General features: G+C 73.7%; 28 protein-coding genes, 1 tRNA gene and 1 pseudogene. 18 read left to right on the plus strand and 12 right to left on the minus strand.

Translation table 11 applies throughout. The annotated features are described in order from the left end of the window. Positions 1–249, plus strand: a pseudogene (locus ACLE50_RS17970) (hypothetical protein); the annotation flags it as partial. 47 nt (positions 250–296) lie between these two features. Here the strand turns inward: ACLE50_RS17970 and ACLE50_RS17975 are convergent. From ACLE50_RS17975 to ACLE50_RS17985, 3 genes are all read right to left on the minus strand, one after another. After that, positions 297–1,445 (minus strand): aromatic ring-hydroxylating oxygenase subunit alpha, encoded by a 1,149-nt coding sequence (locus tag ACLE50_RS17975; protein ID WP_410944736.1) that lies wholly within the window; start codon positions 1,443–1,445, stop codon positions 297–299. A gap of 326 nt (positions 1,446–1,771) precedes the next feature. Continuing rightward, the gene (locus ACLE50_RS17980) at positions 1,772–2,335 is read right to left on the minus strand and encodes an isochorismatase family protein (protein ID WP_410944737.1); all 564 of its coding nucleotides are present in this window, start codon (positions 2,333–2,335) and stop codon (positions 1,772–1,774) included. A 1-nt stretch (position 2,336) separates the two neighbouring features. Further along, positions 2,337–3,647 carry a nicotinate phosphoribosyltransferase gene (locus tag ACLE50_RS17985; RefSeq protein WP_410944738.1) on the minus strand — a complete coding sequence of 437 codons (1,311 nt, stop codon included), beginning with the start codon at positions 3,645–3,647 and terminating at the stop codon, positions 2,337–2,339. Positions 3,648–3,724: 77 nt separating this feature from the next. On the opposite strand from ACLE50_RS17985, the gene clpS reads away from it, so the two are divergent. From clpS to ACLE50_RS18035, 10 genes are all read left to right on the plus strand, one after another. After that, positions 3,725–4,021, plus strand: a complete 297-nt coding sequence (clpS, locus tag ACLE50_RS17990; RefSeq protein WP_410944739.1) for an ATP-dependent Clp protease adapter ClpS — start codon at positions 3,725–3,727, stop codon at positions 4,019–4,021. Between the two features lie 22 nt (positions 4,022–4,043). Next, entirely contained in the window at positions 4,044–4,595 is a 552-nt protein-coding gene (locus tag ACLE50_RS17995) for a DUF2017 domain-containing protein (protein WP_410944740.1), read from the plus strand. A 53-nt stretch (positions 4,596–4,648) separates the two neighbouring features. Further along, a complete protein-coding gene (locus ACLE50_RS18000) occupies positions 4,649–5,143 on the plus strand; it encodes a M67 family metallopeptidase (protein WP_410944741.1) in 495 nt (164 codons plus the stop codon). Between the two features lie 124 nt (positions 5,144–5,267). Next, on the plus strand, positions 5,268–5,543 hold the full coding sequence (locus ACLE50_RS18005) for a MoaD/ThiS family protein (RefSeq protein ID WP_410944742.1): 276 nt from the start codon (positions 5,268–5,270) through the stop codon (positions 5,541–5,543). 59 nt (positions 5,544–5,602) lie between these two features. Beyond that, on the plus strand, positions 5,603–6,550 hold the full coding sequence (locus tag ACLE50_RS18010; RefSeq protein ID WP_410944743.1) for a PLP-dependent cysteine synthase family protein: 948 nt from the start codon (positions 5,603–5,605) through the stop codon (positions 6,548–6,550). A gap of 20 nt (positions 6,551–6,570) precedes the next feature. Beyond that, on the plus strand, positions 6,571–7,188 hold the full coding sequence (locus tag ACLE50_RS18015; protein ID WP_410944744.1) for a rhomboid family intramembrane serine protease: 618 nt from the start codon (positions 6,571–6,573) through the stop codon (positions 7,186–7,188). Further along, positions 7,185–8,033, plus strand: coding sequence for a glutamate racemase (murI, locus tag ACLE50_RS18020; RefSeq protein ID WP_410944745.1), 849 nt, complete (start codon positions 7,185–7,187; stop codon positions 8,031–8,033). Before ACLE50_RS18015 ends, murI begins: the two co-directional genes overlap by 4 nt. Next, positions 8,030–8,398: a hypothetical protein gene (locus tag ACLE50_RS18025; RefSeq protein ID WP_410944746.1), complete on the plus strand. Its 369-nt coding sequence runs from the start codon at positions 8,030–8,032 to the stop codon at positions 8,396–8,398. The genes murI and ACLE50_RS18025 overlap by 4 nt, the downstream gene beginning before the upstream one ends. Next, complete coding sequence (locus ACLE50_RS18030; protein WP_410944747.1) at positions 8,391–8,798, plus strand: hypothetical protein; 408 nt, start codon at positions 8,391–8,393, stop codon at positions 8,796–8,798. The genes ACLE50_RS18025 and ACLE50_RS18030 overlap by 8 nt, the downstream gene beginning before the upstream one ends. An 8-nt stretch (positions 8,799–8,806) precedes the next feature. Then, positions 8,807–9,592, plus strand: coding sequence for an MBL fold metallo-hydrolase (locus ACLE50_RS18035; protein ID WP_410944748.1), 786 nt, complete (start codon positions 8,807–8,809; stop codon positions 9,590–9,592). Between the two features lie 10 nt (positions 9,593–9,602). On the opposite strand, the gene ACLE50_RS18040 is transcribed toward ACLE50_RS18035, so the two are convergent. After that, positions 9,603–10,397 (minus strand): class I SAM-dependent methyltransferase, encoded by a 795-nt coding sequence (locus ACLE50_RS18040; protein WP_410944749.1) that lies wholly within the window; start codon positions 10,395–10,397, stop codon positions 9,603–9,605. Between the two features lie 85 nt (positions 10,398–10,482). On the opposite strand from ACLE50_RS18040, the gene ACLE50_RS18045 reads away from it, so the two are divergent. From ACLE50_RS18045 to ACLE50_RS18060, 4 genes are all read left to right on the plus strand, one after another. Beyond that, entirely contained in the window at positions 10,483–11,457 is a 975-nt protein-coding gene (locus tag ACLE50_RS18045) for an Lrp/AsnC family transcriptional regulator (RefSeq protein WP_410944750.1), read from the plus strand. A gap of 22 nt (positions 11,458–11,479) precedes the next feature. After that, positions 11,480–12,295 (plus strand): ribonuclease PH, encoded by an 816-nt coding sequence (gene rph / locus ACLE50_RS18050; protein ID WP_410944751.1) that lies wholly within the window; start codon positions 11,480–11,482, stop codon positions 12,293–12,295. Then, entirely contained in the window at positions 12,292–12,945 is a 654-nt protein-coding gene (locus ACLE50_RS18055; RefSeq protein ID WP_410944752.1) for a non-canonical purine NTP pyrophosphatase, read from the plus strand. Before rph ends, ACLE50_RS18055 begins: the two co-directional genes overlap by 4 nt. 146 nt (positions 12,946–13,091) lie before the next feature. Then, positions 13,092–13,778 carry a TVP38/TMEM64 family protein gene (locus ACLE50_RS18060; protein WP_410944753.1) on the plus strand — a complete coding sequence of 229 codons (687 nt, stop codon included), beginning with the start codon at positions 13,092–13,094 and terminating at the stop codon, positions 13,776–13,778. A gap of 20 nt (positions 13,779–13,798) precedes the next feature. Here the strand turns inward: ACLE50_RS18060 and ACLE50_RS18065 are convergent. The 3 genes from ACLE50_RS18065 to bcp all read right to left on the minus strand — a co-directional run bounded on the left by ACLE50_RS18065 (position 13,799) and on the right by bcp (position 15,005). After that, positions 13,799–13,871, minus strand: a tRNA-Leu gene (locus tag ACLE50_RS18065). Beyond that, entirely contained in the window at positions 13,862–14,509 is a 648-nt protein-coding gene (locus ACLE50_RS18070) for a hypothetical protein (RefSeq protein ID WP_410944754.1), read from the minus strand. Before ACLE50_RS18070 ends, ACLE50_RS18065 begins: the two co-directional genes overlap by 10 nt. Positions 14,510–14,537: 28 nt before the next feature. Beyond that, positions 14,538–15,005, minus strand: a complete 468-nt coding sequence (gene bcp / locus ACLE50_RS18075; RefSeq protein ID WP_410944755.1) for a thioredoxin-dependent thiol peroxidase — start codon at positions 15,003–15,005, stop codon at positions 14,538–14,540. A gap of 214 nt (positions 15,006–15,219) precedes the next feature. Between bcp and ACLE50_RS18080 the strand changes: the two genes are divergently transcribed. Then, a complete protein-coding gene (locus ACLE50_RS18080; protein WP_410944756.1) occupies positions 15,220–15,441 on the plus strand; it encodes a DUF3618 domain-containing protein in 222 nt (73 codons plus the stop codon). 111 nt (positions 15,442–15,552) lie between these two features. Here the strand turns inward: ACLE50_RS18080 and ACLE50_RS18085 are convergent, their stop codons facing one another. The 4 genes from ACLE50_RS18085 to ACLE50_RS18100 form a co-directional block, all read right to left on the minus strand. After that, positions 15,553–16,785: an NAD(P)/FAD-dependent oxidoreductase gene (locus ACLE50_RS18085; RefSeq protein WP_410944757.1), complete on the minus strand. Its 1,233-nt coding sequence runs from the start codon at positions 16,783–16,785 to the stop codon at positions 15,553–15,555. Between the two features lie 17 nt (positions 16,786–16,802). Beyond that, the gene (locus ACLE50_RS18090) at positions 16,803–17,579 is read right to left on the minus strand and encodes an RNA polymerase sigma factor SigF (RefSeq protein WP_410944758.1); all 777 of its coding nucleotides are present in this window, start codon (positions 17,577–17,579) and stop codon (positions 16,803–16,805) included. After that, positions 17,576–18,013, minus strand: coding sequence for an ATP-binding protein (locus tag ACLE50_RS18095; protein WP_410944759.1), 438 nt, complete (start codon positions 18,011–18,013; stop codon positions 17,576–17,578). Before ACLE50_RS18095 ends, ACLE50_RS18090 begins: the two co-directional genes overlap by 4 nt. Positions 18,014–18,116: 103 nt before the next feature. Continuing rightward, positions 18,117–18,527: an STAS domain-containing protein gene (locus ACLE50_RS18100; RefSeq protein ID WP_410944760.1), complete on the minus strand. Its 411-nt coding sequence runs from the start codon at positions 18,525–18,527 to the stop codon at positions 18,117–18,119. A 164-nt stretch (positions 18,528–18,691) separates the two neighbouring features. On the opposite strand from ACLE50_RS18100, the gene ACLE50_RS18105 reads away from it, so the two are divergent. Continuing rightward, positions 18,692–21,019, plus strand: coding sequence for a SpoIIE family protein phosphatase (locus tag ACLE50_RS18105; protein ID WP_410944761.1), 2,328 nt, complete (start codon positions 18,692–18,694; stop codon positions 21,017–21,019). A gap of 240 nt (positions 21,020–21,259) precedes the next feature. Further along, positions 21,260–21,943 carry a hypothetical protein gene (locus ACLE50_RS18110; protein ID WP_410944762.1) on the plus strand — a complete coding sequence of 228 codons (684 nt, stop codon included), beginning with the start codon at positions 21,260–21,262 and terminating at the stop codon, positions 21,941–21,943. An 80-nt stretch (positions 21,944–22,023) separates the two neighbouring features. Here the strand turns inward: ACLE50_RS18110 and ACLE50_RS18115 are convergent, their stop codons facing one another. Then, on the minus strand, positions 22,024–22,332 hold the full coding sequence (locus tag ACLE50_RS18115) for a WhiB family transcriptional regulator (protein ID WP_410944763.1): 309 nt from the start codon (positions 22,330–22,332) through the stop codon (positions 22,024–22,026). Between the last annotated feature and the right edge of the window lie 112 nt (positions 22,333–22,444).

The following is a 22,444-nucleotide window of genomic DNA, read 5'->3' on the forward strand; positions in this document are numbered from 1 at the left end:
CCCACCGAACTGAACAATCTGGTGATGCTGTGCAAATCCCATCACCGGCTGATCCACAAACCAGGATGGGAGGTCCGGATACGCGGCGGGCTGCCCGAGTTCATTCCGCCCGCGTGGATCGACCCTGACCGCCGACCGAAACGACAGCCGAGCCTGCTCATTCCCGGGGCAGGCCGGATCGACCTGCCCGCACAACGTGCCGACGAGCCGGCGCCACTCGACTCCGGTGAGCCGGCGGTGACGGCATGAGCCCGCTCCGCACCGGAGCGCCGGTACGGAGCGGAGCTGCCGTGCGCTCAGATCCCGATGCTCGCCCGTACCCAGTCGTGGAACTCGCCGATGTGGTGTTCGCTCGGCACGAGCACCCCGCCCTTGGCGTAGGAGCGCGAGTCCATCGCTACCTGGCACCGCTCGCAGGCCTCGAAGTCCTGCTGGTTGACCCGGTGGAACAGCTCCACGGACTTGTCGATGTCCGCGCCGGAGTCGACGACCTCGGGCAGGTAGAGCCAGTCGCACACCACCAGCGTGCGGTCCGCGGCCAGTGGGAACATCCGGTGGAACACGACGTGGTCGGGCACCAGGTTGATGAACACCGTCGGCCGGACGGTGATCGCGTAGTAGCGGCGGTCCTGGTCGGCGGTGACGCCGGGGATCGGCGCGAGACCCGCGGAGCCGTCGACGGTGAAGCCCTGGACGTCCTCGCCGAACTCGGCGCCGTGTCCCACGAAGTACTGCGCGGCCAGGCCGTCGGCGAACTCGGGGAGTACCTCGGTGAGCTCCGGGTGGATCGTCGCGCAGTGGTAGCACTCCATGAAGTTCTCGACGATCTGCTTCCAGTTCGCCGCGACGTCGTAGGAGATGCGCCGGCCGAGCTTCAGGTTCTCGACGTCGTAGCCGACGATCGCCTCGGGGGCGCCCAGTCGGGTGGTGACGTCGCCGATCACCGTGTCGTCGAACGACGGCGGCTCGGCGGCCAGGCACAGCCAGACGTAGCCCAGCCACTCGCGCACGTGCACCTTGTGCAGACCGAACTCGGTCTTGTCGACGTCGGGCATCGACCCCAGGTTCGGCGCGGCGATCAGCTTGCCGTCCAGGCCGTAGGTCCAGGCGTGGTACGGGCACTGGAACGACCGGCGGACCTCGCCCTGCTCCTCGGTGCACAGCCGCGCGCCACGGTGCCGGCAGACGTTGAGGAAGGCGTTGACCCGTCCGTCCCGGCCGCGAGTGACGAGCACGCTCTCGCGTCCGATCTGGACGGTCTCGAACTGCCCCGGGCGCGCCAGGTCGGCGGCATGGACGGCGCAGAACCACTGCTCGTGGAAGATCGAGTCCTGCTCCGCCCGGAAGATGTCCGGGTCGGTGTAGTAGTGGCCGGCGAGTGTCTCGCGCAGGCTCTCCGGAAGGTCCTGGTCCTGGGTGGTGGGGGACAGCTCACCGGTCGTCATGGCAGTGCTCCTCGTGCAGGGGTGGGGCGCTCTCAGGGATTGCGAACGACGCACGACGCCGGTGGCGCGTGCGGGACCAGGAGGAAGGACGAGAGAGAAGGGGCAACGACGTTGTTGCGTATCTGGCAACTTGCTGCGCTCTGCGCACCGTCATGGGAGCGCGTGCGAGGGGGTGGTGTCAAGAGTGGAGCGGTGAACCGGAGGTAACTGGAACCCAGCGTAGCGGCTATAGATATATCAAGCGACGATCACGAGTGTGACCCGTCTGACCTGCGTTTCCATACTGTTGCGTCCGTGCTGAGCGGCGGTGTCGCGGACCGTCCGGATCAGTCGTCGACGACCGTCACGCCCGCTTCGCGGAGCTCTCCGAGAGCCCGCTGCACGGTCTCCGGGGCGACCCCGGCGCAGTGCGCGAGCAGCACTCGCGTCTCCAGGCCGAGCCGGGCGGCGTCGAGTGCGGTGGCGCGGACACAGTGGTCGGTCGCCAGCCCGACGACGTCGACGACGGTCACCCCGCGCTCGTCGAGCCAGTCACCCAGTGGCACGCCGGACTCGTTCCTGCTGGCACCTTCGAAGCCCGAGTACGCGCTCGTGTACGCGCCCTTGTCGAAGACGCACTCGATCGGCGCCACGTCCAGCGCCGGGTGGAACGACGCCCCGGGCGTCTGCGCCTTGCAGTGCGGCGGCCACGAGTCGACGAAGTCCGGGGTCTCGGAGAAGTGCGGGCCGGGGTCGACGTGCACGTCCCGGGTGGCGACGACATGGTCGTATCCGCCGTCGCGGGCCAGCGGCCCGATCCCGGCCGCCACCGCCGCACCGCCGGCCACGCCGAGCGCGCCGCCCTCGCAGAAGTCGTTCTGGACGTCGACGACGATCAGCGCGCGTGCCATGTCAGGCCTCCGGTCCGAAGACGGTCGGGATCGCGGGCTCCCCGCGGGACAGCTTCAGCCCCTCCCACGGTACGGCGACCAGGGCAGCCCGCAGCCGCTCCCGGGCGGCCTCCAGCTCGACGTGCGCCGGGTCGGCGACGACCTTGCCGTCGCGCACCAGCGGCACCGGCAGGACCCGGTCGTGCGGGCCGACCGCCGGGTCGGGCACCCCCGCGCCCTGGCCGAACACGACCTCCTCCACGGCGGTGCCGGTCGGCTTGAACCGGCGCAGCGCCGACTTCCGCCCACCGCGCGACTCCTTGGCACTGGAGCGCTTGCTCACCGGCCGCCCGTCGACCTCGACGAGCTTGTAGACCATGCCCGCGGTCGGCGCCCCGGAGCCGGTGACCACCGAGGTCCCGACCCCGTAGGAGTCGACCGGCTCGGCGCGCAGCGAGGCGAGCGCGTACTCGTCGAGGTCGCCGGAGAGCACGATCTTCGTGCCGGTCGCGCCGAGCGCGTCGAGCTGGTCGCGGGCCTGGCGGGCCAGCTCGCCGAGGTCGCCGGAGTCGATCCGGACCGCGCCCAGACCGGTGCCCGCGGCCTTCACGGCCTGCTCGATGCCGGTCCGGATGTCGTAGGTGTCGACCAGCAGCGTGGTACCGGTGCCCAGGGCCGCGATCTGTGCGCGGAACGCGGTGAGCTCGTCGTCGTGCAACAGGATCCAGGCGTGCGCGGCGGTGCCCGCGGTCGGGATGCCGTAGCGCTGCCCGGCCGCGAGGTTGGACGTCGTCGCGAACCCGGCCAGGTAGGCGGCGCGGGCGGCGGCCACGGCGGCCTCCTCGTGTGTGCGCCGCGACCCCATCTCGATCATCGGGCGGCCCGCCGCGGCGGTCACCATCCGGGCGGCGGCCGAGGCGACCGCCGAGTCGTGGTTGAAGATCGACAGCGCCAGCGTCTCGAGGATGACGACGTCGGCGAACGTGCCGGTCACGGTCAGCACGGGGGAGCCGGGGAAGTACAGCTCGCCCTCCGGGTAGCCGTCGACGTCGCCGGTGAAGCGGTAGTCGCGCAGCCACTCGAGGGTCTCGGCGTCGACGACCTGCGCCAGCACCTCGAGGTCGGCGTCGTCGAACCGGAACCGCTCCAGGGCCTCCAGCAGCCGCCCCGTGCCGGCGACGACGCCGTAGCGACGGCCGTCGGGCAGCCGGCGCGCGAACAGCTCGAACACGCAGCGGCGTGCGGCGGTGCCGTCGGCGAGCGCGGCGGCGACCATGGTCAGCTCATAGCGGTCGGTGAGCAGCGCGGTGCCGCCACCCGCAGCGGTGGTCATGGGCGGAGCCTATGCGGGCCGGTGTGCACCCGTCGTGGGGTCTCGTCCGGTTCGGGGCCTGTGTCACCATGGGGCGCATGACCGCGTCGTCCCCGTCGCCCACCGAGCAGGTCTCGCCGGAACTCGACGAGGCCACCGCCGGTGACACCCCGTGGCAGGCGATCGTCTGGAACGACCCGGTCAACCTCATGTCCTACGTGACCTTCGTGCTGCAGAAGATCTTCAACTACCCCGAGTCGAAGGCCACCGCCCTGATGCTCGACGTGCACCACAAGGGCAAGGCCGCCGTGTCGTCCGGGGACAAGGACACCGTCGAGGGCCACGTCGCGAAGCTGCACGCCGCCGGCCTCTGGGCCACCATGCAGCGTTCCTGACGGCGTGGGCGAGGATCAGGGCATGAACGGCTGGAAGCGCAGCGGTCGCGGCGACCGGGTCCGGTACACCTCCGGGTTCTCCGGTGAGGAGGCCACCGTGCTGCGGGGCCTGTTCACCGAGGTCCGGCAGATGCTGGCCGGGCGCGCCGCCGTCGCCCCGACCGACGAGCTCAGCGCGCTGACCGGGATCCGGACCGGCCCGACGTCGCGGCCCACCGACCGGGTGCTCGCCCGGCTGCTGCCCGACTTCACCTCCGAGGACAACGACCTCGCCGGCGGGCTGCGGTCGCTGCACGAGCCGGAGCTGATCGAGGCCAAGGACGCCGCCGCGGAGACGGTGCTCGACACGCTGCCCGAGTCCGGCGGCCGGATCGAGCTCACCACCGAGCAGGCCGACGCCTGGCTCAACGCCCTCAACGACGCCCGGCTCGCGCTCGGCACCGCGCTCGACGTGAGCGAGGACATGCCCGAGCAGCTGCCCGAGGACGACCCCCGCTCCCAGCACCTCGGCGTCTACCACTGGCTGACCTACGTGCAGGATTCGCTGGTGCGGGTCCGCGTCCGGTCCCTGTGACCCCTGCCGGGGACGGATGCGTCGGCCGCGGGCCTGCCCGTATCCTCACCACCGTGCTGGCCATCCGGAGCGACCTCGTGGACGCGATCGTCGCGCATGCGCGACGTGACTTCCCGCAGGAGTCGTGTGGCCAGCTCGTCGGTCCCGAGGCCGGCTCCGTGCCGGAGCGCTACGTCCCGATGACCAACACCGACGCGGTCGAGAGCGACTTCGCGTTCTCCCCGATCGAGGACATCCGGCTCGAGCGCGAGCTGGACGCGAACGGCGAGCGCCGCATGCTCGTCGTCCACTCCCACACCCGGGCGCCGCGGCGCCCGCTGACCGACACCGGCCTGCCCGAGGCCTACCCGTCGGTGAAGGACATCGCGCAGATGGAGTGGACGCCCGACCAGCACTGGCTGATCGTGGGGCTGCCCACCGCCGACGCCGAGCCCGAGGTGCGCTCGTACCACCTGGCGGGCGGTGAGGTCGTCGAGGACGAGCTCGCCGTCGTCGAGTCGTACATGTTCGCCCACACCGGGTCCGACGACGTCCCCGACCGGGACTGATTCCTCCTCCCGCGCACCCGCGCGCGTGAGGTCGCGCGGGAATGTCACCTCCACCGGTCGCGTTGCCCGCGCTGTAGTACCGCGAAGCAACACCCGAACCGAACCAGCAGGAGTGACAGTTCAGATGGCCGTCTCCGTGTCCGTGCCCACCATCCTTCGCACCCACACCGGCGGTGAGAAGACCGTCGAGGCGAAGGGCGACACCGTGTCCGCGGTCATCGACGACCTGGAGTCGCGTCACAGCGGCATCAAGGAGCGTCTGATCACCGACGGCAAGCTGCACCGCTTCGTCAACATCTACGTCGACGACGAGGACGTCCGCTTCGCCGGTGGCCTCGAGGCCCCGGTCAAGGAGACCTCCACGCTGACGATCCTCCCGGCCGTCGCCGGCGGTCGCTGAGCTTCACCACTCCCGGTGCCGGGCGGGGAACCGTCCGGTACCGTCCCGTGAGGAGACCCGTGCGTTACGACTCGCTGCTCCACGCCGTCGGCGACACCCCGCTGGTCGGGCTGCCGTCGCTGTCGCCGTCGGAGGACGTGCGGCTGTGGGCGAAGCTGGAGGACCGCAACCCCACCGGCTCGATCAAGGACCGGCCCGCGCTGGCCATGATCGAGGACGCGGAGAAGCAGGGCCTGCTCACGCCCGGCTGCACCATCCTGGAACCCACCTCGGGCAACACCGGGATCTCGCTGGCCATGGCGGCCCGGCTCAAGGGCTACGAGCTGATCTGCGTGATGCCGGAGAACACCTCCGAGGAGCGCCGCCAGCTGCTCGCCATGTACGGCGCGCAGATCATCTCCTCGCCCGCGGCAGGCGGCTCCAACCAGGCCGTCGCCGTCGCCAAGCAGCTCGCCGCCGAGCACACCGACTGGGTCATGCTCTACCAGTACGGCAACCCGGCCAACACCGACGCGCACTACCGCGGCACCGGCCCGGAGATCCTGCGCGACCTGCCGTCGGTCACCCACTTCGTGGCCGGGCTCGGCACCACCGGCACCCTGGTCGGCGCCGGCCGGTACCTGCGCGAGCACAAGCCGGACGTGCAGGTCATCGCGGCGGAACCCCGCTACGGCGAGCTGGTCTACGGCCTGCGCAACCTCTCCGAGGGCTTCGTCCCGGAGCTCTACGACGCGTCCGTGCTGACCGGGCGGTTCTCCGTCGGCTCCTACGACGCGCTGCGCCGCACCCGCCAGCTCGTCGAGCAGGAGGGGATCTTCGCCGGCATCTCGACCGGCGCGATCCTGCACGCGGCGCTCGGCGCCGCGCAGAAGGCCGCGGACGCGGGGGAGCGGGCGGACATCGCCTTCGTCGTCTGCGACGGCGGCTGGAAGTACCTGTCGACCGGCGCGTACTCGGGGGACCTCGGGACCGCCGCGCAGAACATCGACGGGCACCTCTGGGCCTGAGGTCCCGGTAACCTCGTCGTATGACGAAGCCCGAGTCCGGCCGGTCCGGGACCCGCATCGTTCCGTCCGCGCCGGGCCGGGCGGCCGCGGTGATCCTGCTGTTCACCGCACTGCTCTACGTCCTGGAGTGGCTCGACCAGCTCTCCATGGGCCGGCTCGACACCATCGCCGAGCTCCGCCCGCGCGACGCCGACGACCTCACCGGCATCCTCACCTACCCGCTGCTGCACGCCGGCTGGGGACACCTGGCCGCCAACACGCTGCCGCTGCTGGTGTTCGGGTTCCTCGCCCTGTCCGCGGGGTTCCTGCGCTGGGTGTTCGTCACCGCCGTGATCTGGCTGGTCAGCGGGATCGGGACCTGGCTGCTCTCGCCGGCACCGGTGATCGGAGCGTCCGGGATCATCTTCGGCTGGTTCCTGTTCCTGCTGGTCCGCGGCTTCCACACCCGCAGCGGCGCGCAGATCGTGCTGGCGCTCGTGCTGTTCGTGTTCTGGGGCTCGCTGCTGTGGGGCGTGCTGCCCCTCGACCCCCGGGTGTCCTGGCAGGCGCACCTGTTCGGAGCGATCGGCGGGGTCCTCGCCGCGTCCTGGACGGCGCGGGCCGACCGGGGCCGGCGCACCCCTACCCTGGGGTCGTGACCGAGGCTTCGATCGACGCGCCCATCGGGATCTTCGACTCCGGCGTCGGCGGGCTCACCGTGGCCCGCTCCATCATCGACCTGCTCCCGGCCGAGCAGCTCGTCTACGTCGGCGACACCGCGAACAGCCCGTACGGGCCGAAGAAGATCGCCGACGTCCGCAGGCTCGCCCTCGCGATCGGCGACGAGCTCGTCGGGTCCGGGGTGAAGGCTCTGGTCATCGCGTGCAACACGGCGTCCGCGGCGTGCCTGGCCGACTTCCGCGAGCGCTACCCGGTACCGGTCGTCGAGGTCGTGCGGCCCGCCGTGCGCCGCGCCGTGGCCGCCACCCGCAACGGCCGGATCGGCGTCATCGGCACCGCGGCCACCGTCGCGTCCGGGGCCTACGCCGACGCGTTCGCCGCCAACCCCGACATCGAGGTCACCTCCGTCGCCTGCCCGCGGTTCGTCGACTTCGTCGAGCACGGGACGACCAGCGGGCGGCAGGTGCTCGGCGTCGCCGAGAGCTACCTGGAGCCGCTGCAACGGGCCGGGGTCGACACCGTCGTCCTGGGCTGCACGCACTACCCGCTGCTCTCCGGCGTGCTGGAGATCGTGCTCGGCCCGGACGTCACGCTGGTGTCCTCGGCCGACGAGACCGCCCGCACCCTGGTCCGCACGCTGCACGCCGCGGACCTGCTGCGCGACGACACCGCACCGCCCGGCCCGCACCGCTTCCTGGCCACCGGCGATCCCGAGCCGTTCGCCCGTCTCGGGCGCCGCTTCCTCGGCCCGGAGATCGGCACCGTCGTCGGCCGGGCCGGTGCCGGGACCGTCGTCGAGGCCGGGGTAGGTTCCGTGCCGTGATCGACGCGCTGGCCTGGGCCACCGTGGCGGCCCTCGCGGTTCTCGCCGTGTTCGGGCTGGTCACCACGGGCCTGAACCGCAACCCCGGCCCGCCGCACCGGATCGGCGTCGGCGTCGCCGAGGCGCTGCTCGTGCTGCAGGCGCTGATCGCGGCGTACCAGGTGCTCGCCGGCGGGGTGGACCTGCCCGAGCAGAGCACCTTCCTGATCTATCTCGTGGTCTCGGTCTGCGTGGTACCCGTGTCCTACCAGTTCGCGACCGCCGAGCCGACCCGCTGGGGCGGCACCGTGATCGCCGTCGGTGCGGTCGCCACCGGCGTCGCGGTGCTGCGGCTGCTCGGGCTGTGGGTGCCGGCCGGTGGCTGAGAACCGCCCGCGCGCGACGTCCACCGGGCCCGGCCGGGTGCTCGTCGCCGTCTACGGGATCTTCGCCCTCGCCGCGACCGCACGGGCCGGCGTCCAGATCGCACAGCGCTTCGCCGAGGCGCCCCTGGCCTACACGCTGTCCGCGCTCGCCGGGATCGTCTACGTCCTGGCGACGGTCGGCCTCGCCGGCACCGGCCCCGGCTACCGCAGACTGGCCTGGGGGGCGGTCGCGTTCGAGCTCGCCGGGGTCCTGACGGTCGGCACGTTCACCCTGCTGGTGCCCTCGGACTTCCCCGACGACACCGTCTGGACCGACTACGGCATCGGCTACGGCCTGGTGCCGCTGATCCTGCCGTTCGTCGGGATCTGGTGGCTGCGTCGGACCGGTCGCGCGGGTTAGTGTCGCGCATGCGGCTGATCGTGCTCGGGTGCTCCGGCAGCGGTCCCGGCCCGGGCTCCCCGGCGTCCGGCTACCTGGTGGAGGCGGGCACGGTCCGGCTCACGCTCGACCTCGGTAACGGCACCCTCGGCGCGCTGCAACGCCACGCCGACCCGTGGGCGCTCGACGCCGTGGTGTTCAGCCACCTGCACCCCGATCACTGCTCGGACTTCGCGTCGCTGGTCGTGCACCGCCGCTACCACCCGCGCCCGCCGTACGACCCCACGCTGTCGAAGCTCCCGGTGCATGCCCCCGCCGGTGCCGCGCAACGGTTCGCCGCCGCCTACGCACCGTCGGCCGCCGAGCTGGCCACCACCGACCTGACCGACGTGTTCGACTTCCACGACCTCACCGAGGACACCGTGGTCCGGCTCGGCCGCGACGACGACCCGGTCGTCGTCACCGCGTTCGGGGTCGACCACCCGTGCGAGACCTACGCGCTGCGCGTCGAGCACGGCGGCCGCTCGCTGGTCTACTCCGGCGACACCGGCCCCACCCCGAACCTGGTCACCGCCGCCCGTGGCACCGACCTGTTCCTCTGCGAGGCCAGCTGGCCGCACACCGACGACATGCCCGGCGGCGTCCACCTGTCCGGGCGCCAGGCGGGCGAGCACGCGGCCGCGGCGGGCGTCGGGAAGCTGCTGCTCACGCACGTCCCGGCCTGGTACGACGCGGCCGAACTGGCCGTCGAGGCCAAGGCCGCGTTCGACGGTCCGGTGGACGTCGTGCACGACGGCGGCGTCTACGACGTGTGACGGGCCGCTGTCACCGGGTGGCGTGCACGAGATAGCCCGGCGCGTCCGCCGGGTCCGCCGACGTCGGCCCCCGGCCGAGCTCGGCCGCGACGTCGTCGAGCAGGCGCGCGCCGCCGTGCCACCCGCGCGGGGCGAGAAGGGCGTCCGGGTCGTCGGTGCCGAAGATCCACGGGCTGCCGGCGGCGGCCATCGCGTCCAGTACCGGGCGCGCCTGTTCCGAGGCCAGCAGGCGGGCACTGACCAGGTCGGTCAGCAGGTGGCTGCCCGCGCCGGACCGCTCGGTGACGGTGTCCAGCAGTGTCAGCACGGCCTGTTCCGGCAGGTACTGCAGCAGACCCTCGACGATCCAGCACGTCGGCCGCGACGGGTCGTGACCGGCGGCGGTGAGCGCGCTCGTCCAGTCCGCCGTCAGGTCGGCGCGGACCGGGACCCGGCGCGGGGCCGGTGACGCGCCGGCCAGCAGCTCGGCCTTGAGGTCCAGCAGGGAGGGCCGGTCCACCTCGAACACGGTGCAGCCGTCCGGGAGCGGCAGGCGCCAGGCGCGGGTGTCCATCCCGGCCGCGACGAGCACCACCTGACGGACGCCGTCGTCGAGGGCGGCGCGCAGGCCGTCGTCGTCGAAGCGGGTGCGCACCGGGATGACGTCGCCGGAGTCGATCCGCGCGGCGATCGCCCGGCCCACGTCGCCGGCCAGCGTGTCCGCCAGCGGATCGTCGAACAGGCGGTCCGGGCGGGCCGACTCGGCGGCGCGGATCGCGGCGGTGATGCGGGACGTCGTCGCGACGGGGTCCAGGTCCTCGGGCATGGGACGACGGTCGGCCCGCGCGGCACACCACCGCCATCATGCGTGTCCATAACGGCGGAATCCGACACCCGACTAGCCTTTCCACGTGGATCCACTCACCCTCGACGCGCTCGACCGCCAGCTCGTGCACGCGTTGCAGGTCGACGGGCGCGTCGGGTTCGGACGGCTGGCCGAAGTGCTCGGCGCGTCCGACCGGACCCTGAACCGCCGCTACCGGCGGTTGGTCGCGGCCGGAGTCCTGCGCGTGGTCGGTGTGCCGGTCGCCCGCGCGCTGGGCAGGGCGGACTGGCTGGTGCGGATGCGGTGCCTGCCGCATGCGGCCCAGGAGATCGGGGCGGCGCTCGCCGCAGAACCGGACATGTCGTGGGTCACCCTGCTCTCCGGGGGCGCCGAGATCGCCTGCATGGTGCGTGCCCCGGCGGACGCGCTGGTGCTGCGGTCGCTGCCGCGCTCGTCGCGGATCGGGCCGGTGAGCGCGCAGCGCCTGCTGCGTCCCGTCGCCGGTGCCGACGGCTGGCCCGGCAGGCTCCGGGCGCTGTCCGCGGACCAGGTGCGTGCGCTGCGTGAGACCGGCCCCGGCGAGCCCGGCCCCGAGGACCGGCCGATGTTCGGAGACGAGGACCGCAGGCTGCTGCCGATCCTCGCCATGGACGGGCGGGCGAGCTGGTCGGCGCTGGCCAGGGCCACCGGCTGGTCACCCGCGGCCGTCGCCCGCCGCGTGGAGCAGCTGCGCCGCAGCGGCGCCCTCGTGCTGGAGGTGGACGTCGAGCCCGCCCTGTTCGGCGCGCCGCTCGGCGCGATGCTCTGGCTGACCGTCCGCCCGTCGGCGCTGGCCGACGCGGGCCGCGCGCTGGCTGCGCACCCCGACATCGCCTTCGCCGCGGTGACGACCGGATCGACCAACCTGGTCGCGTTCGTCGTCTGCTCCGGCGACGAGGCGTTGTACGACGACGTGCTGCTCCCGCTGGGCCGCGTCGACGGCGTCGATCACGTGGACCTGACGCCGATCGCGGAGGCGGTCAGCCGCAGCGCCGCCACCGGGCGCCCGCGCGGCAGGTGAGCGCGGTTCCTACGATGTCGCGGTGACACGAGCAGAGAGCAGGGCGGACGGCAGGGCCGACGACGAACTGCGGCCGGTGACGATCACCCGCGGCTGGCAGAAGCACCCGGCGGGCTCGGTGCTCGTCGAGTTCGGCGACACCAAGGTGCTGTGCGCGGCCAGCGTGACCGAGGGCGTGCCGCGGTGGCGCAAGGGCTCCGGGCTCGGCTGGGTCACCGCGGAGTACGCGATGCTGCCCAGCTCCACCGACACCCGCTCGGCGCGGGAGTCGGTGAAGGGCAAGGTCGGCGGACGCACCCAGGAGATCTCCCGGCTGATCGGGCGCTCGCTGCGCGCCTGCATCGACCTCAAGGCGCTGGGCGAGAACACGATCGCCATCGACTGCGACGTGCTCCAGGCCGACGGTGGTACCCGCACCGCGGCGATCACCGGCGCCTACGTGGCGCTGTGCGACGCCGTGACCTGGCTCGGCGAGCACGGCAAGCTCTCGGACCCGAAGCCGATCTCCTGCCAGGTCGCTGCGGTGTCGGTCGGCGTCGTCGAGGGCCGGGTCCGGCTGGACCTGCCCTACGAGGAGGACTCGCGCGCCGAGGTCGACACCAACGTCGTCGCCACCGAGACCGGCACGCTGATCGAGGTCCAGGGCACCGGCGAGGGCGCCACGTTCTCCCGGGCCACCCTCGACGCGATGCTCGACTCCGCGCTCGCCGGGATCACCGAGCTGGCCCGGCTGCAGGTCGAGGTCCTCGCCGCGCCGCACCCGAAGCTGGCCGCCGAGCAGGCCGAGGCGACCGCGGCCGAGGGCGACGCCGAGGCCGGCGCGGAGCAGGGCGCATGAGGATCCTGCTCGCCACCCGAAACCCCGGCAAGCTCGTCGAGCTGCGGCGGATCACCGAGGCGGCCGGGCTGGCCGGGGTCGAGATCGTCGGGCTCGCCGACGTCCCGGACTTCCCGGAGGCGCCCGAGACCGGCGCGACGTTCGCCGAGAACGCGCTCGCCAAGGCCCGCGACGCCGCCGTCGCCACCGGGCTGCCCGCGATCGCCGACGACTCCGGCATCACCGTCGACGCGCTCAACGGCATGCCGGGGATCTTCTCGGCCCGCTGGTCGGGCACGCACGGTGACGACGAGGCCAACCTTCGGCTGCTGCTGGCCCAGACCTCCGACGTCCCCGACGACCGTCGCGGTGCCGCGTTCGTGTGCGCCGCCGCACTCGTGACGCCCGAGGGCGCCGACGGTGTCTCCCCGGCCGAGGCAGCCGCCGAGGGCACCGGACCGGGGCGCACCGTCGTCCACGGGACCTGGCGCGGCACGCTCCTGCGGGCGCCGGCCGGGACCAACGGCTTCGGCTACGACCCGATCTTCGAGCCGGAGGGGGAGACCCGCTCCTCGGCCGAGCTGTCGTCGGAGGAGAAGGACGCGGCGTCGCACCGCGGACGGGCGCTGCGGGCGCTGGTGCCGCACCTGCAGGCGCTCGCCGGCGCCTGACCCCGGGTCCGGCCCGGGCTCGGGTGAACGGCGGGCTGCGCCGCGGTGACCGGGCCGCGGCGCGCTCGTCGACGCCCGCTCGACCGTCCGTGAACAGGGCGGACGGGTCGGCGGTGACCGCCGGCACGTGAGTACGGTGGGGCCCCGTGCGGTGGTGGCGACAGATCCTGGGTGCTCTCGGTCTCGTGCTGCTCGTCGCGCTGGTCTACCTGCTGGCCCGCGCGCACGGGCTCACGTCGATGCCGCACGTACAGGACCTGCGCCGGATCGTCACCGGGGCCGGGATCTGGGGGCCCGTGGTGTTCGTGGCGCTACAGGTCCTGCTGAACATCCCGCCGTTCCCGCGCACCGTGTTCACCGTCAGCGCGGGGCTGCTGTTCGGGTCGATCCCCGGGACGCTGCTGACCCTGGCCGCCACCGGGCTGGCCGCGGTGATCGCGTTCTGGATCGTCCGGCTGACCGGCGGCAAGCTCGTCGCCCGCTACGCCCGGCACCCGCGCGCGGTCTGGGTCCGGCGCCGCCTCGACCACCACGGGATACTCGCCGTGACCTCGCTGAGGCTGATCCCGATGGTCCCGTTCGCGGCGATGAACTACCTGTCCGGGCTGTCCGCGGTCCGGTTCTGGCCGTACCTGATCGGGACGCTGCTCGGCTCCGCGCCCAGCACGATCGCGATCGTGGCCCTCGGCGACGCCGTCACCGGGCACGTCCCGCCTGCGCTGCTCGCGGTGTCCGCGACGTGCGCGGCCGTCGGGCTGGTGGGCGTCGTCGTCGCGGCCCGGCGTCCGGTGCCGGACGAGGAGCCGGTGCGCGCGGAGGAGCCCGCGGCCTGATCGGTCGCACTGTGGCCGGGTGCCGGTGGCGGGACTCGAACCCGCACTGACGGCCATCTAAAGACCGCGCCTCTGCCGTTGGGCTACACCGGCTTGCTCCGTCGGCACCACGTTTCGGTGAGTGCGTGACAGTTCGGACACAGGATACGGAGATTCGCCAGCCGGTTGTCGGTGTGGTCGCCGTTGACGTGGTCGAGTGCCAGCGGCAGCGGGCGGTCCTGCCAGGTGTCGATGCCGCACTCCTCGCAGCGTGGTTCCTTGAGCCCCTCGGCGACCAGGCGCCGTCGCAGGTGGCCGGTGTTGGTGAAGTCCGAGTCGCGTACCAGGATCGCGGAGAGCGGCCGCAGTCTGCGGGTCCGCACCGAGCGGCCCCGCGACCAGCCCTGCCCCGTGAAATGGCCGGTGTCCAGGCCGAGCCGCCGGATGTGGCCGGTGATCAGCCGGTGCATCCCACCGCTGGGCGCATAGCCCAGCCGGCGCAGCACCGCGGCGACCGACTCGGAGTCCCGTACCGCAGCCGCCAGGTCGGCGTCGGTCCAGTACCGGCGGCGACGGCCCTCGCGCACCCCGGGCAGGTGGCTCGCGTCCACCCCGATCCGCTCGATGTGCGCCCGCAGGACGTCGTAGCGCCCCGGCTGGATCCCCAGCCGCCGGCACACCTCGCTCAGCCGGCTCGACGCGGCCACCGCCGCGGCCAGCTGCGCGTCGGTCCACCGGCGGGCGCGTGGCATCACGCACCCGCCGGGCGGACCGCGGGCATCAGATCTTCCAATCCCGGCGCAGCTTGTCGACGTGCCCGGTCGCCTTCACGTTGTACTTCGCGTCCTCGATCGTGCCGTCCTCGCCGACCAGGAACGTCGAGCGGATCACGCCGGTGACGGTCTTGCCGTAGAGCTTCTTCTCTCCGTAGGCGCCCCACGCCTCCAGCACGGCCTTGTCCGGGTCCGCGAGCAGCGGGAACGTCAGGCCCTCGGCGTCACGGAACTTCGCCAGCTTCTCCGGGGAGTCCGGGGAGATCCCGAGGACGTCGATGCCCGCGCCGTCGAGGTCGGTGAGGTTGTCCCGGAAGTCGCAGGCCTCCTTCGTGCAGCCGGGAGTGCCCGCCGCGGGGTAGAAGTAGACGATCACCTTGCGGCCGCGGTGGTCGGCCAGCGAGACGGGCTTGCCGTCGGCGTCGTCGAGGGTGAAGTCGGGGGCGGTGTCGCCCGCCTGCAGCCGGATGCTCATGGCGTCGAGCCTCTCACCCCCGTCCGGCCGCGCGACGGCGAGACGGCAGGCTGTGGACGGAACGGGCGGGTGTGGACAGCCGGCGCTCCGCCACGCAACGCGCCGTGCCCGGCGCGGGCGTACGGTGCCGCGGGTGGCTACGGTGTGTGCCACCAGCACCAGCGACAGAACATCCGGGCGCAGCCGCGCGTACCGGCCGAGGCGAGGAGACACGGTGGCCCGCGACCCCGAGAACATCCAGCACGAGATCGAGAAGACCCGGGACGCGCTGGCGGAGAGCCTCGACGCGCTCGCCGACCGGGCCAACCCGAAGAACTTCATCGAGAGCGGCAAGGAGCAGGTCTCCGAGAAGCTGGCCGACCCGAAGGTGAAGTACGCGCTGATCGCGGTGGGTGCGCTCGTCGGCCTGGCGCTGGTCCGCTCCATCCTGCGCTGACCTGCGGGGCCACTCCCCGCGAACGACCACGGCCCGGCCGGTGCACCGTGCACCGGCCGGGCCGTCGTGCTGTTGCGGGGTGCCGTGCCGGGGGACGCGGTGGCGCCGTGCTCAGCCCAGCGCGTCGCGGAACGCGAGCACCGCGTCCCGCGACGCCCGCTCGGCCAGCGGTCTGCGGTAGCGCGCGATCCGCCGCGCCGCTCCGAACCCGGCGACGGCGACCAGCTCGCCGCCGGAGAGGTAACCGACCACGGTGCCCCGGATCGGGCCGCCGGTGTCGCCGTCGTCGCCGAACGCCTCGCCGTGCAGCGGCAGCACCGCGTCGGCGAGCTCGGGTCGCCCGATCAGCTGGATCTTGAGCCCGAACTGGTCGGACCAGACGTAGGGCACGGCCTGCGGCGGGAGCCCCGCGCCGGCGACGTCCCCGGCGATGTCCCGGGCGACGGCGGCGGCCTGGTCGGTGGCCGACGTCCAGTGCTCGTGACGCGGCCGGTCGCCGTGCACCGGGTCGGTCCAGGCGGCGGCGTCGCCGACGGCCCACACCCCGTCCAGTCCCTCGACGCGGCCGCGCGTGTCACACGGGATGCCCCCGGAGAGATCCACACCGGTCCCGTCGAGCCAGCCCAGGTCGAGCCGGGTGCCGATCCCGGCGACGACCACGTCGGCGGTCACGGTGCTGCCGTCGGCCGACTCCGCCCCTGTCCCGGACAGCGCCGTGATCCGGGCGTTGCAGCGCAGGTCCACCCCACCCTCGGTCATCAGCCGTGCGGCGAGGGCCCCGACCTGCGCGCCCAGCGCCCGGGCCAGCGGCACCGGCGCGGCCTCGAGCACGGTCACCGGGATCCCGGCCGCCGTCGCGGTGCTCGCGACCTCGGCGCCGACGAACCCCGCACCGACGACCAGCAGCGACGACGCCGTGGCCAGCGCCGCGCGCAGCGTCCCGGCGTCGTCCGCGGTGCGCAGCACGTGCACCCCCGCCCCGCCGTCGGGTGCCCGGGCGGCCGCACCGACGGCCAGGACGACGGCGTCGGCGTGCAGGGCGCTGCCGTCGTCGAGCTCGACCTCGTGGCCGTCCGCTCCGGGCCGCAGCGCGACCGCGGCGCGGCCGAGGTGGAGGCGGACACCCAGCTCGTCGAGGTCGTCGGCGGTCGTCAGGTCGATCGCCGCGCGGTCCCGCTCACCGGCCAGGTACTGCTTGGACAGCGGCGGCCGGTCGTAGGGGAGCGCGTCCTCGGCGCCGACCAGACCGATCCGGCCCTCGTAGCCGGCGCGGCGCAGGTCCTCGACGGTGCGCAGGCCGCCGAGCCCGGCACCGACGACCAGGACGTGCTCGGGAACACCCACGTCCGCGGCGCCCACCGCTACAGGGCCCGGTCGTCGCCGTCGAGCCGGTCGCGCAGCCGGTCGAGGGTCTGGGCGAGCAGCCGGGAGACGTGCATCTGGGAGATGCCGACCTCGTTCGCGATCTGGGTCTGGGTCTGGTTGCCGAAGAAGCGCAGCATCACGATGGTGCGCTCGCGGGGCGCCAGCTCCGACAGCAGCGGGCGCAGCGACTCGCGGTAGTCGACGCGGTCGAGCTCGGCGTCGGCGTCCCCGACCAGCTCGCCGACGGTCGCGCCGCCCTCCTCGGAGGACAGCATCTCGTCCAGCGACGAGCTGCGGTAGGCCTCCGCGGCCTCCAGGCCCTCGAGCACCTCGGCCACCGGCAGGTCCAGCCGCTCGGCGATCTCCGACGGCTTCGGCGCGCGGCCCAGGGTCTGGGACAGCTCGGACACCGCGCCGTTGATCGACACGTGCATGTCCTTGAGCCGCCGCGGCACGCGCATCGACCAGCTCTGGTCCCGGAAGTGCCTGCGCACCTCGCCGGAGATCGTGGGCACGGCGAAGGAGAAGAACTCGCCGCCCTTGTCCGGGTCGAACCGGTCGATCGCGTTGATCAGCCCGACCGTGGCGACCTGGGTGAGGTCGTCGAGCGGCTCACCGCGGTGCGCGAAGCGGCGGGCGATGTGCTGGGCGACGGGCAGGTAGCCGGTGACCAGCCTGCCGCGCAGCTCCTCGCGCCGGGGATCGTCCTCGGCGAGGCCCGCGTACTCGGCGAGTACCGGGGTGAGGTGGCCGTACTCGGGGTCTGCCGTCACAGGCCCGGCCCGGCGAGCTTGTGCAGCCGGATGGTGAGGGTGGATCCGCCCGTGTCCTCCTCGCCGGACTCGACCGACACCTGGTCGGCGAGGGTCTGCAGCACCCGCCAGCCGAAGCTGTCGGTCGGCAGCTCGGCCTCGGGGCCCGTCTGCACCTCGGCGACGACGTCGATGCGGTCCCCGTGCAGGTCGAAGGTGCAGCTCAGCCGGGAGTCCTTCGTGGCGAGCCCGACCAGCGTCGCGCACGCCTCGTCGACGGCCATCCGCAGGTCCGAGATCGCGTCCAGGTCGAAGTCCGCGCGGGCGGCGAGGTCGGAGGCGACCGCACGCACGGTCGGGATCAGCGCCGCGCGGGCCGCGGTGCGGATCTCGACGGCGGCGGACCCGGGTGCGCCGCCCTCCTTGGAATCGCTCGGGAAGCTCTCCTGGGCCACGCGCTGTCCTTTCTCGTCCGGGGGGTCGGTGGTGTCACGGCGTGGGGGCGCCGGTCACCGGGGGATCATGGCGCGCCGCGGCCGTCGTCGCAGTACCGGGGGCCTATCGGTCCGCGGCCGGTACGCCGGCGGCGGGGACGTCGTCGAGCCGGGGCAGCACGGTGAACAGCTGGTCGGAGCCGGTGACCTCGAGCGGACGGAGCACGGCGCGCGCGGTGGCGACGACGTGGAGCCTGCGGTCGTCGCGTCCGGCCCGCCGGGCGGCGTGGATCAGCGCGCCCAGGCCGCTGGAGGCGAGGAACGTGACCCCCCCGAGGTCGACGACGAGCGCGTCGTCCCCGCCGGCCCGGAAGAGCTCGTCGAGGCCTGCGGACAGCTGGGGCGCGGTGAGCGTGTCGACCTCGCCGCTGACGGCGAGCACGGTGATCCCCGGACGGGGGGTGGTCAGCGCGACGCCGAGGTCGCTGGTCTCACCGTCGTCACCCGACGGTGGGGCCGGGACGGGTCCGGGCACGGTGTCACCTCCTGGCAGGGGGCGCGGGCACGGATCCGCCGCTGCTTGACGGATGGTGGGCCCGGGCGAACCGGCACTCGGGTGCCGGGCTCGGCGGGATCTCGGCCGAGACGATACCGGCCGGTGCGGGAGCGTCTCGCGGCACCAGCCCCTACGCTCGCGGCGTGACCTGGGACCACGACCTCGGAACAGCCGGCGCGGCCGGGCCACCCGGCGACGCGGTGGACCGTGCGGTCGACCAGGCCGTCGCGACCTCCACCGAGTCCCTCGGTGAGCAGCCGAGCACGCCCGCGATGCCGCACGTGCGCGCGGGCTCGCAGGTCGCCGTCCTGATGATCGACGTGGCCGAGCGCCGGATCGTCTACGCCAACGCCACCGCCATCGAGCTGTCCCGGGACCCGATCCGCCTGCCGATCGGCGTCGCGGAATGGACCGAGGCGGTCCGGCTGACCGACCTGGACGGCACCGCCTGGACCGGCGAGGAGTCGCCGCTGGCGCAGGTGGCGGCGGGGGAGACCGTCTCCGGGGTGCCGGTGGCCGTTCACGGCCCGGGCCTGCTGCCGGACGCGACCGGCGCGGCCGCGGACTCGGGGGCCGCGGGCTCGACGGCGAGCACGACGCTGGTGTGGGTCACCGGCTTCCCGCTGGAGGACGCGCTGGACCCCGAGGGGGCGCGCCCGGCCGCCCGGGCGCTGGCGGTGCTGCTGCCGCTGGCCGACTCCCACCCCGACGGCCCGCAGGGGCGCAGCAGCATCGAGTTCCTGCGCGACCGGGCGGTGCTGGCGACCGAGATGTCGTTCACGATCTCCGACCCGCTGCGCGAGGACGACCCGCTGGCCTGGGTGAACCCGTCTTTCACCCGGCTGACCGGCTACCCGCTCGACGAGGTCGTCGGCCGGAACTGCCGGTTCCTGCAGGGCCCGAACACCGACCGCGGCAGCGTCCGCCGGATGCGGGAGGCGCTGCGCGCGCAGGAGCCGATCACCGAGGTGCTGCTGAACTACCGGCGCGACGGCACCGCCTTCTGGAACCAGATCACGATCTCCCCGGTGCACGACGGGGACGGCGCGCTGGTCAACTTCGTCGGCGTGCAGAACGACGTGACCGAGCGGGTCGTGGTCGAGCAGGAGCGGCGGGCGGCGCTGGCCGACGCCGAGGAGGCCCGGGCGCAGCTGCAGCTGCTGGCCGAGGCGACCACCCAGATGACCGCGGCGCTCGACGTCGCCGACGCCTGCACCCGGTTCGCGTCGATCGTCGTGCCGGAGCTTGCGGACCTGTGCACGGTCGACCTGCTCGACGTCCCGGACGGGCGGAACCGGGAACGGATGGCGGCCGCTGCCCGCGCCGCCGACGACGAGAAGCTGCTGGGCCGCACCGGCCCGTTGCGGCTGGCGCAGGTCGAGGAGCAGGCCGTCGCCGCGATCCGCAACGGCCGCCCCTACCTGGTCGGGGGCCTGCCCGAGGACGGCGCGGACGCGCATCCGGGCGACCCGGACACCGCGGGCGACTACGACTCGCTGCGGCTGCGCTCGGCGATGGTGGTCCCGCTGCGCGGTCGCGGCCGCGCGCTCGGGCTGATCACGCTCTACACCCAGTACCCCTACGGCCGCCGCTACACCCAGCGTGACCTGCACCTGGTTGCCGACCTGGCCGGCCGGGCCGGGCTGGCCGTGGACAACGCCCGGCTCTACGAGGTGGAGCGCGAGGCCGCGGCGACGCTGCAGCACAGCCTGCTCCCGGCGCTGCCGGATGTACCCGGGCTGTCGGTGGCGGCCCGCTACCTGGTCGGCGCGGACGGCAACCAGGTCGGCGGGGACTGGTACGACGTGCTCCCGATGCCGAACGGTGCCGTCGGCGCGGCGGTGGGCGACGTCGTCGGGCATGACCTGTCCGCGGCGGCGGCGATGGGCCAGCTGCGCGGTGTCCTGCGGTCCTACGCCTGGGGCGGCGACGGCCCTGGCCCGGTGCTCGACCGCTGCGACCAGCTCGTCCAGGGGCTCGACATCGCGGCCATGGCGACCGCGGTCTACGTGCGCCTCGAACCCCCACAGGCCGACGGCTCGCGGACCCTGACCTACGCCAACGCCGGGCACCCGCCGCCGCTGCTGCGCTGCCCGGACGGCTCCCTGGTCCGGCTCGAGGAACACCGCTCGCCGATGCTCGGCGCGGTGCCCGAGTTCGGCCACGCCGCCGGCGCGCACCGCGACGACGCGTCGATGACCGTCGCCCCCGGGACGCTGGTGGTGTTCTACACCGACGGGCTCACCGACATCGTCGGTGAGGACGCCGACGCCCGCACGACGCTGCTGGAGGAGACCCTCGCCGGGCTCCCGGTCGGTGCCGACCCGGAGACGGTGGTGGAGCGGCTGCTGGAGGTCTGCCTCCCGGAACGGCTCGACGACGACGTCGCCCTGCTCGCGGTACGGGTCGACGAGCAGGACGTCGGCGAACGGGGCGGCCCGGGCACGGCGGGCGGTCGGCACCGGGGCTGACCGGGCCCGTCCGACCGCCGGACCCCGCGCGGCGACCACCCGACGCGGCATGATCGCGCCGGGCGGGGTGCCCGATGTTCGTCCGGGTGGCGGTCGCGGCAGCGGCCCCGCTCACGGAGCGCAAGACCCCACTCGTCCGAACGGGGGTCGATCCAGGGCGCGCTCCGGCCCCCGGAGCAGGTGTACTTCCTCCGACGGCAGGAACGTCGCAGGAGCAGGTGGGGGAGGCGCGTGATGGGCGTGGGGCAGCGGGATGACCGGTCGCGCCGGCTGGTCGCCGTCGCACTCACCGAGGCCGAGGTGGCCCGGACCGGCACGACGCTGGCCGCGCTGTCGGGCAGCGCCGGCGAGACCGACGTGCTCGTCGTCCGCCGGGACCCGGCGGGTGACCGGCGGCTCGTGACCCCGGTGGATGCCGAGGACTACGCCGACGACGACTACGACTACGACGAGACAGCCGACGACACCGACGACACCGGCGACACCGACGACACCGGCGACACGGCCGACGGCGCCGGTGACCGCGGCGATGCCCCCGCGATCCCGGTCGACGGGCCCGGCCCCGCCGGCGCCGCGCTCGCGCCCGAGCGGGTCCGGCTGCACCGCCTCGGCCTGCGCTGGGCCGTGCAGGACGGCGACGAGCCGGATCTGGTCGCGGCGCTGTCCGAGCTGGTCGGCTTCGACCCCGACGACGACACGTTCTGCGTCGCCCCCGAGGCGGCCGGCCCGGTGGCCGACCCGGAGATCGCGGTCGTGCGCCGCGCGGTGCGCCGGGTGGCCCGGATCTACGGCCTGCCCGTGCTGCCCTACCGTCCGCTGGGCAGCGACGGCGGCGGCTTCGGCACGTCCGCCCCGTACACCTCCGGCCCCGGCCGCGACGGGCTGGACCGGGAGCACACCGGCATGCAGCACTGCCGCAGCTGACCCCGGACGCACGAACGGCCCGCCCCGGGGCGGGACGGGCCGTGTGGGAGAGCGCCTGGTGGGTCGGACGTCGGCGTGGGTCAGACGGCGGCGACGAGACCGGTGTGCTCGCTGTCGCGGCGCTCCAGGATCGCGCGGCGCTCGGACTCGCCCAGGCCGCCCCAGACGCCGAACGGCTCGCGGCTGGCGAGGGCGAAGCGGCGGCACTGCTGGAGCACCGGGCAGCCCCGGCACACCTGCTTGGCGGCCTCGGTACGACGGGACCGGGACGGGTTGCGCTCGCCGTCCGGGTGGAAGAACACCGCGCTGTCCATGCCGCGGCAGCTGCCGAGCCGCTGCCACTCCCACACGTCGTCCATCGGACCGGGAAGCCGGGAAACGTCGCTCACGTGCTCACCTCGTCGATCGGGGCCCCGGCGATTCCGGGTTCTCGCGTCGGCTGGCGATTCCCGAGCGGGGTTCCGGCCAAACGTGCGCGCGGCGTGGCGAGGTGTTAGGGGG

The sequence above is a fragment of the Pseudonocardia phyllosphaerae genome, assembly GCF_046546475.1.
In the GTDB taxonomy this organism is placed as follows: Bacteria; Actinomycetota; Actinomycetes; order Mycobacteriales; family Pseudonocardiaceae; genus Pseudonocardia; species Pseudonocardia phyllosphaerae.

Bases quoted from the DNA above. Each gene is read 5' to 3' on its own strand.
- ACLE50_RS18055 (WP_410944752.1), top strand. From the start codon at position 12,292: ATGAGGATCCTGCTCGCCACCCGAAACCCCGGCAAGCTCGTCGAGCTG.
- ACLE50_RS18015 (WP_410944744.1), top strand. From the start codon at position 6,571: ATGACGAAGCCCGAGTCCGGCCGGTCCGGGACCCGCATCGTTCCGTCC.
- ACLE50_RS17995 (WP_410944740.1), top strand. From the start codon at position 4,044: ATGAACGGCTGGAAGCGCAGCGGTCGCGGCGACCGGGTCCGGTACACC.
- ACLE50_RS18070 (WP_410944754.1), bottom strand. From the start codon at position 14,509: ATGCCACGCGCCCGCCGGTGGACCGACGCGCAGCTGGCCGCGGCGGTG.
- ACLE50_RS18005 (WP_410944742.1), top strand. From the start codon at position 5,268: ATGGCCGTCTCCGTGTCCGTGCCCACCATCCTTCGCACCCACACCGGC.
- bcp (WP_410944755.1), bottom strand. From the start codon at position 15,005: ATGAGCATCCGGCTGCAGGCGGGCGACACCGCCCCCGACTTCACCCTC.
- ACLE50_RS18040 (WP_410944749.1), bottom strand. From the start codon at position 10,397: ATGCCCGAGGACCTGGACCCCGTCGCGACGACGTCCCGCATCACCGCC.
- ACLE50_RS17980 (WP_410944737.1), bottom strand. From the start codon at position 2,335: ATGGCACGCGCGCTGATCGTCGTCGACGTCCAGAACGACTTCTGCGAG.
- ACLE50_RS18035 (WP_410944748.1), top strand. From the start codon at position 8,807: ATGCGGCTGATCGTGCTCGGGTGCTCCGGCAGCGGTCCCGGCCCGGGC.
- ACLE50_RS17975 (WP_410944736.1), bottom strand. From the start codon at position 1,445: ATGACGACCGGTGAGCTGTCCCCCACCACCCAGGACCAGGACCTTCCG.
- clpS (WP_410944739.1), top strand. From the start codon at position 3,725: ATGACCGCGTCGTCCCCGTCGCCCACCGAGCAGGTCTCGCCGGAACTC.
- ACLE50_RS17985 (WP_410944738.1), bottom strand. From the start codon at position 3,647: ATGACCACCGCTGCGGGTGGCGGCACCGCGCTGCTCACCGACCGCTAT.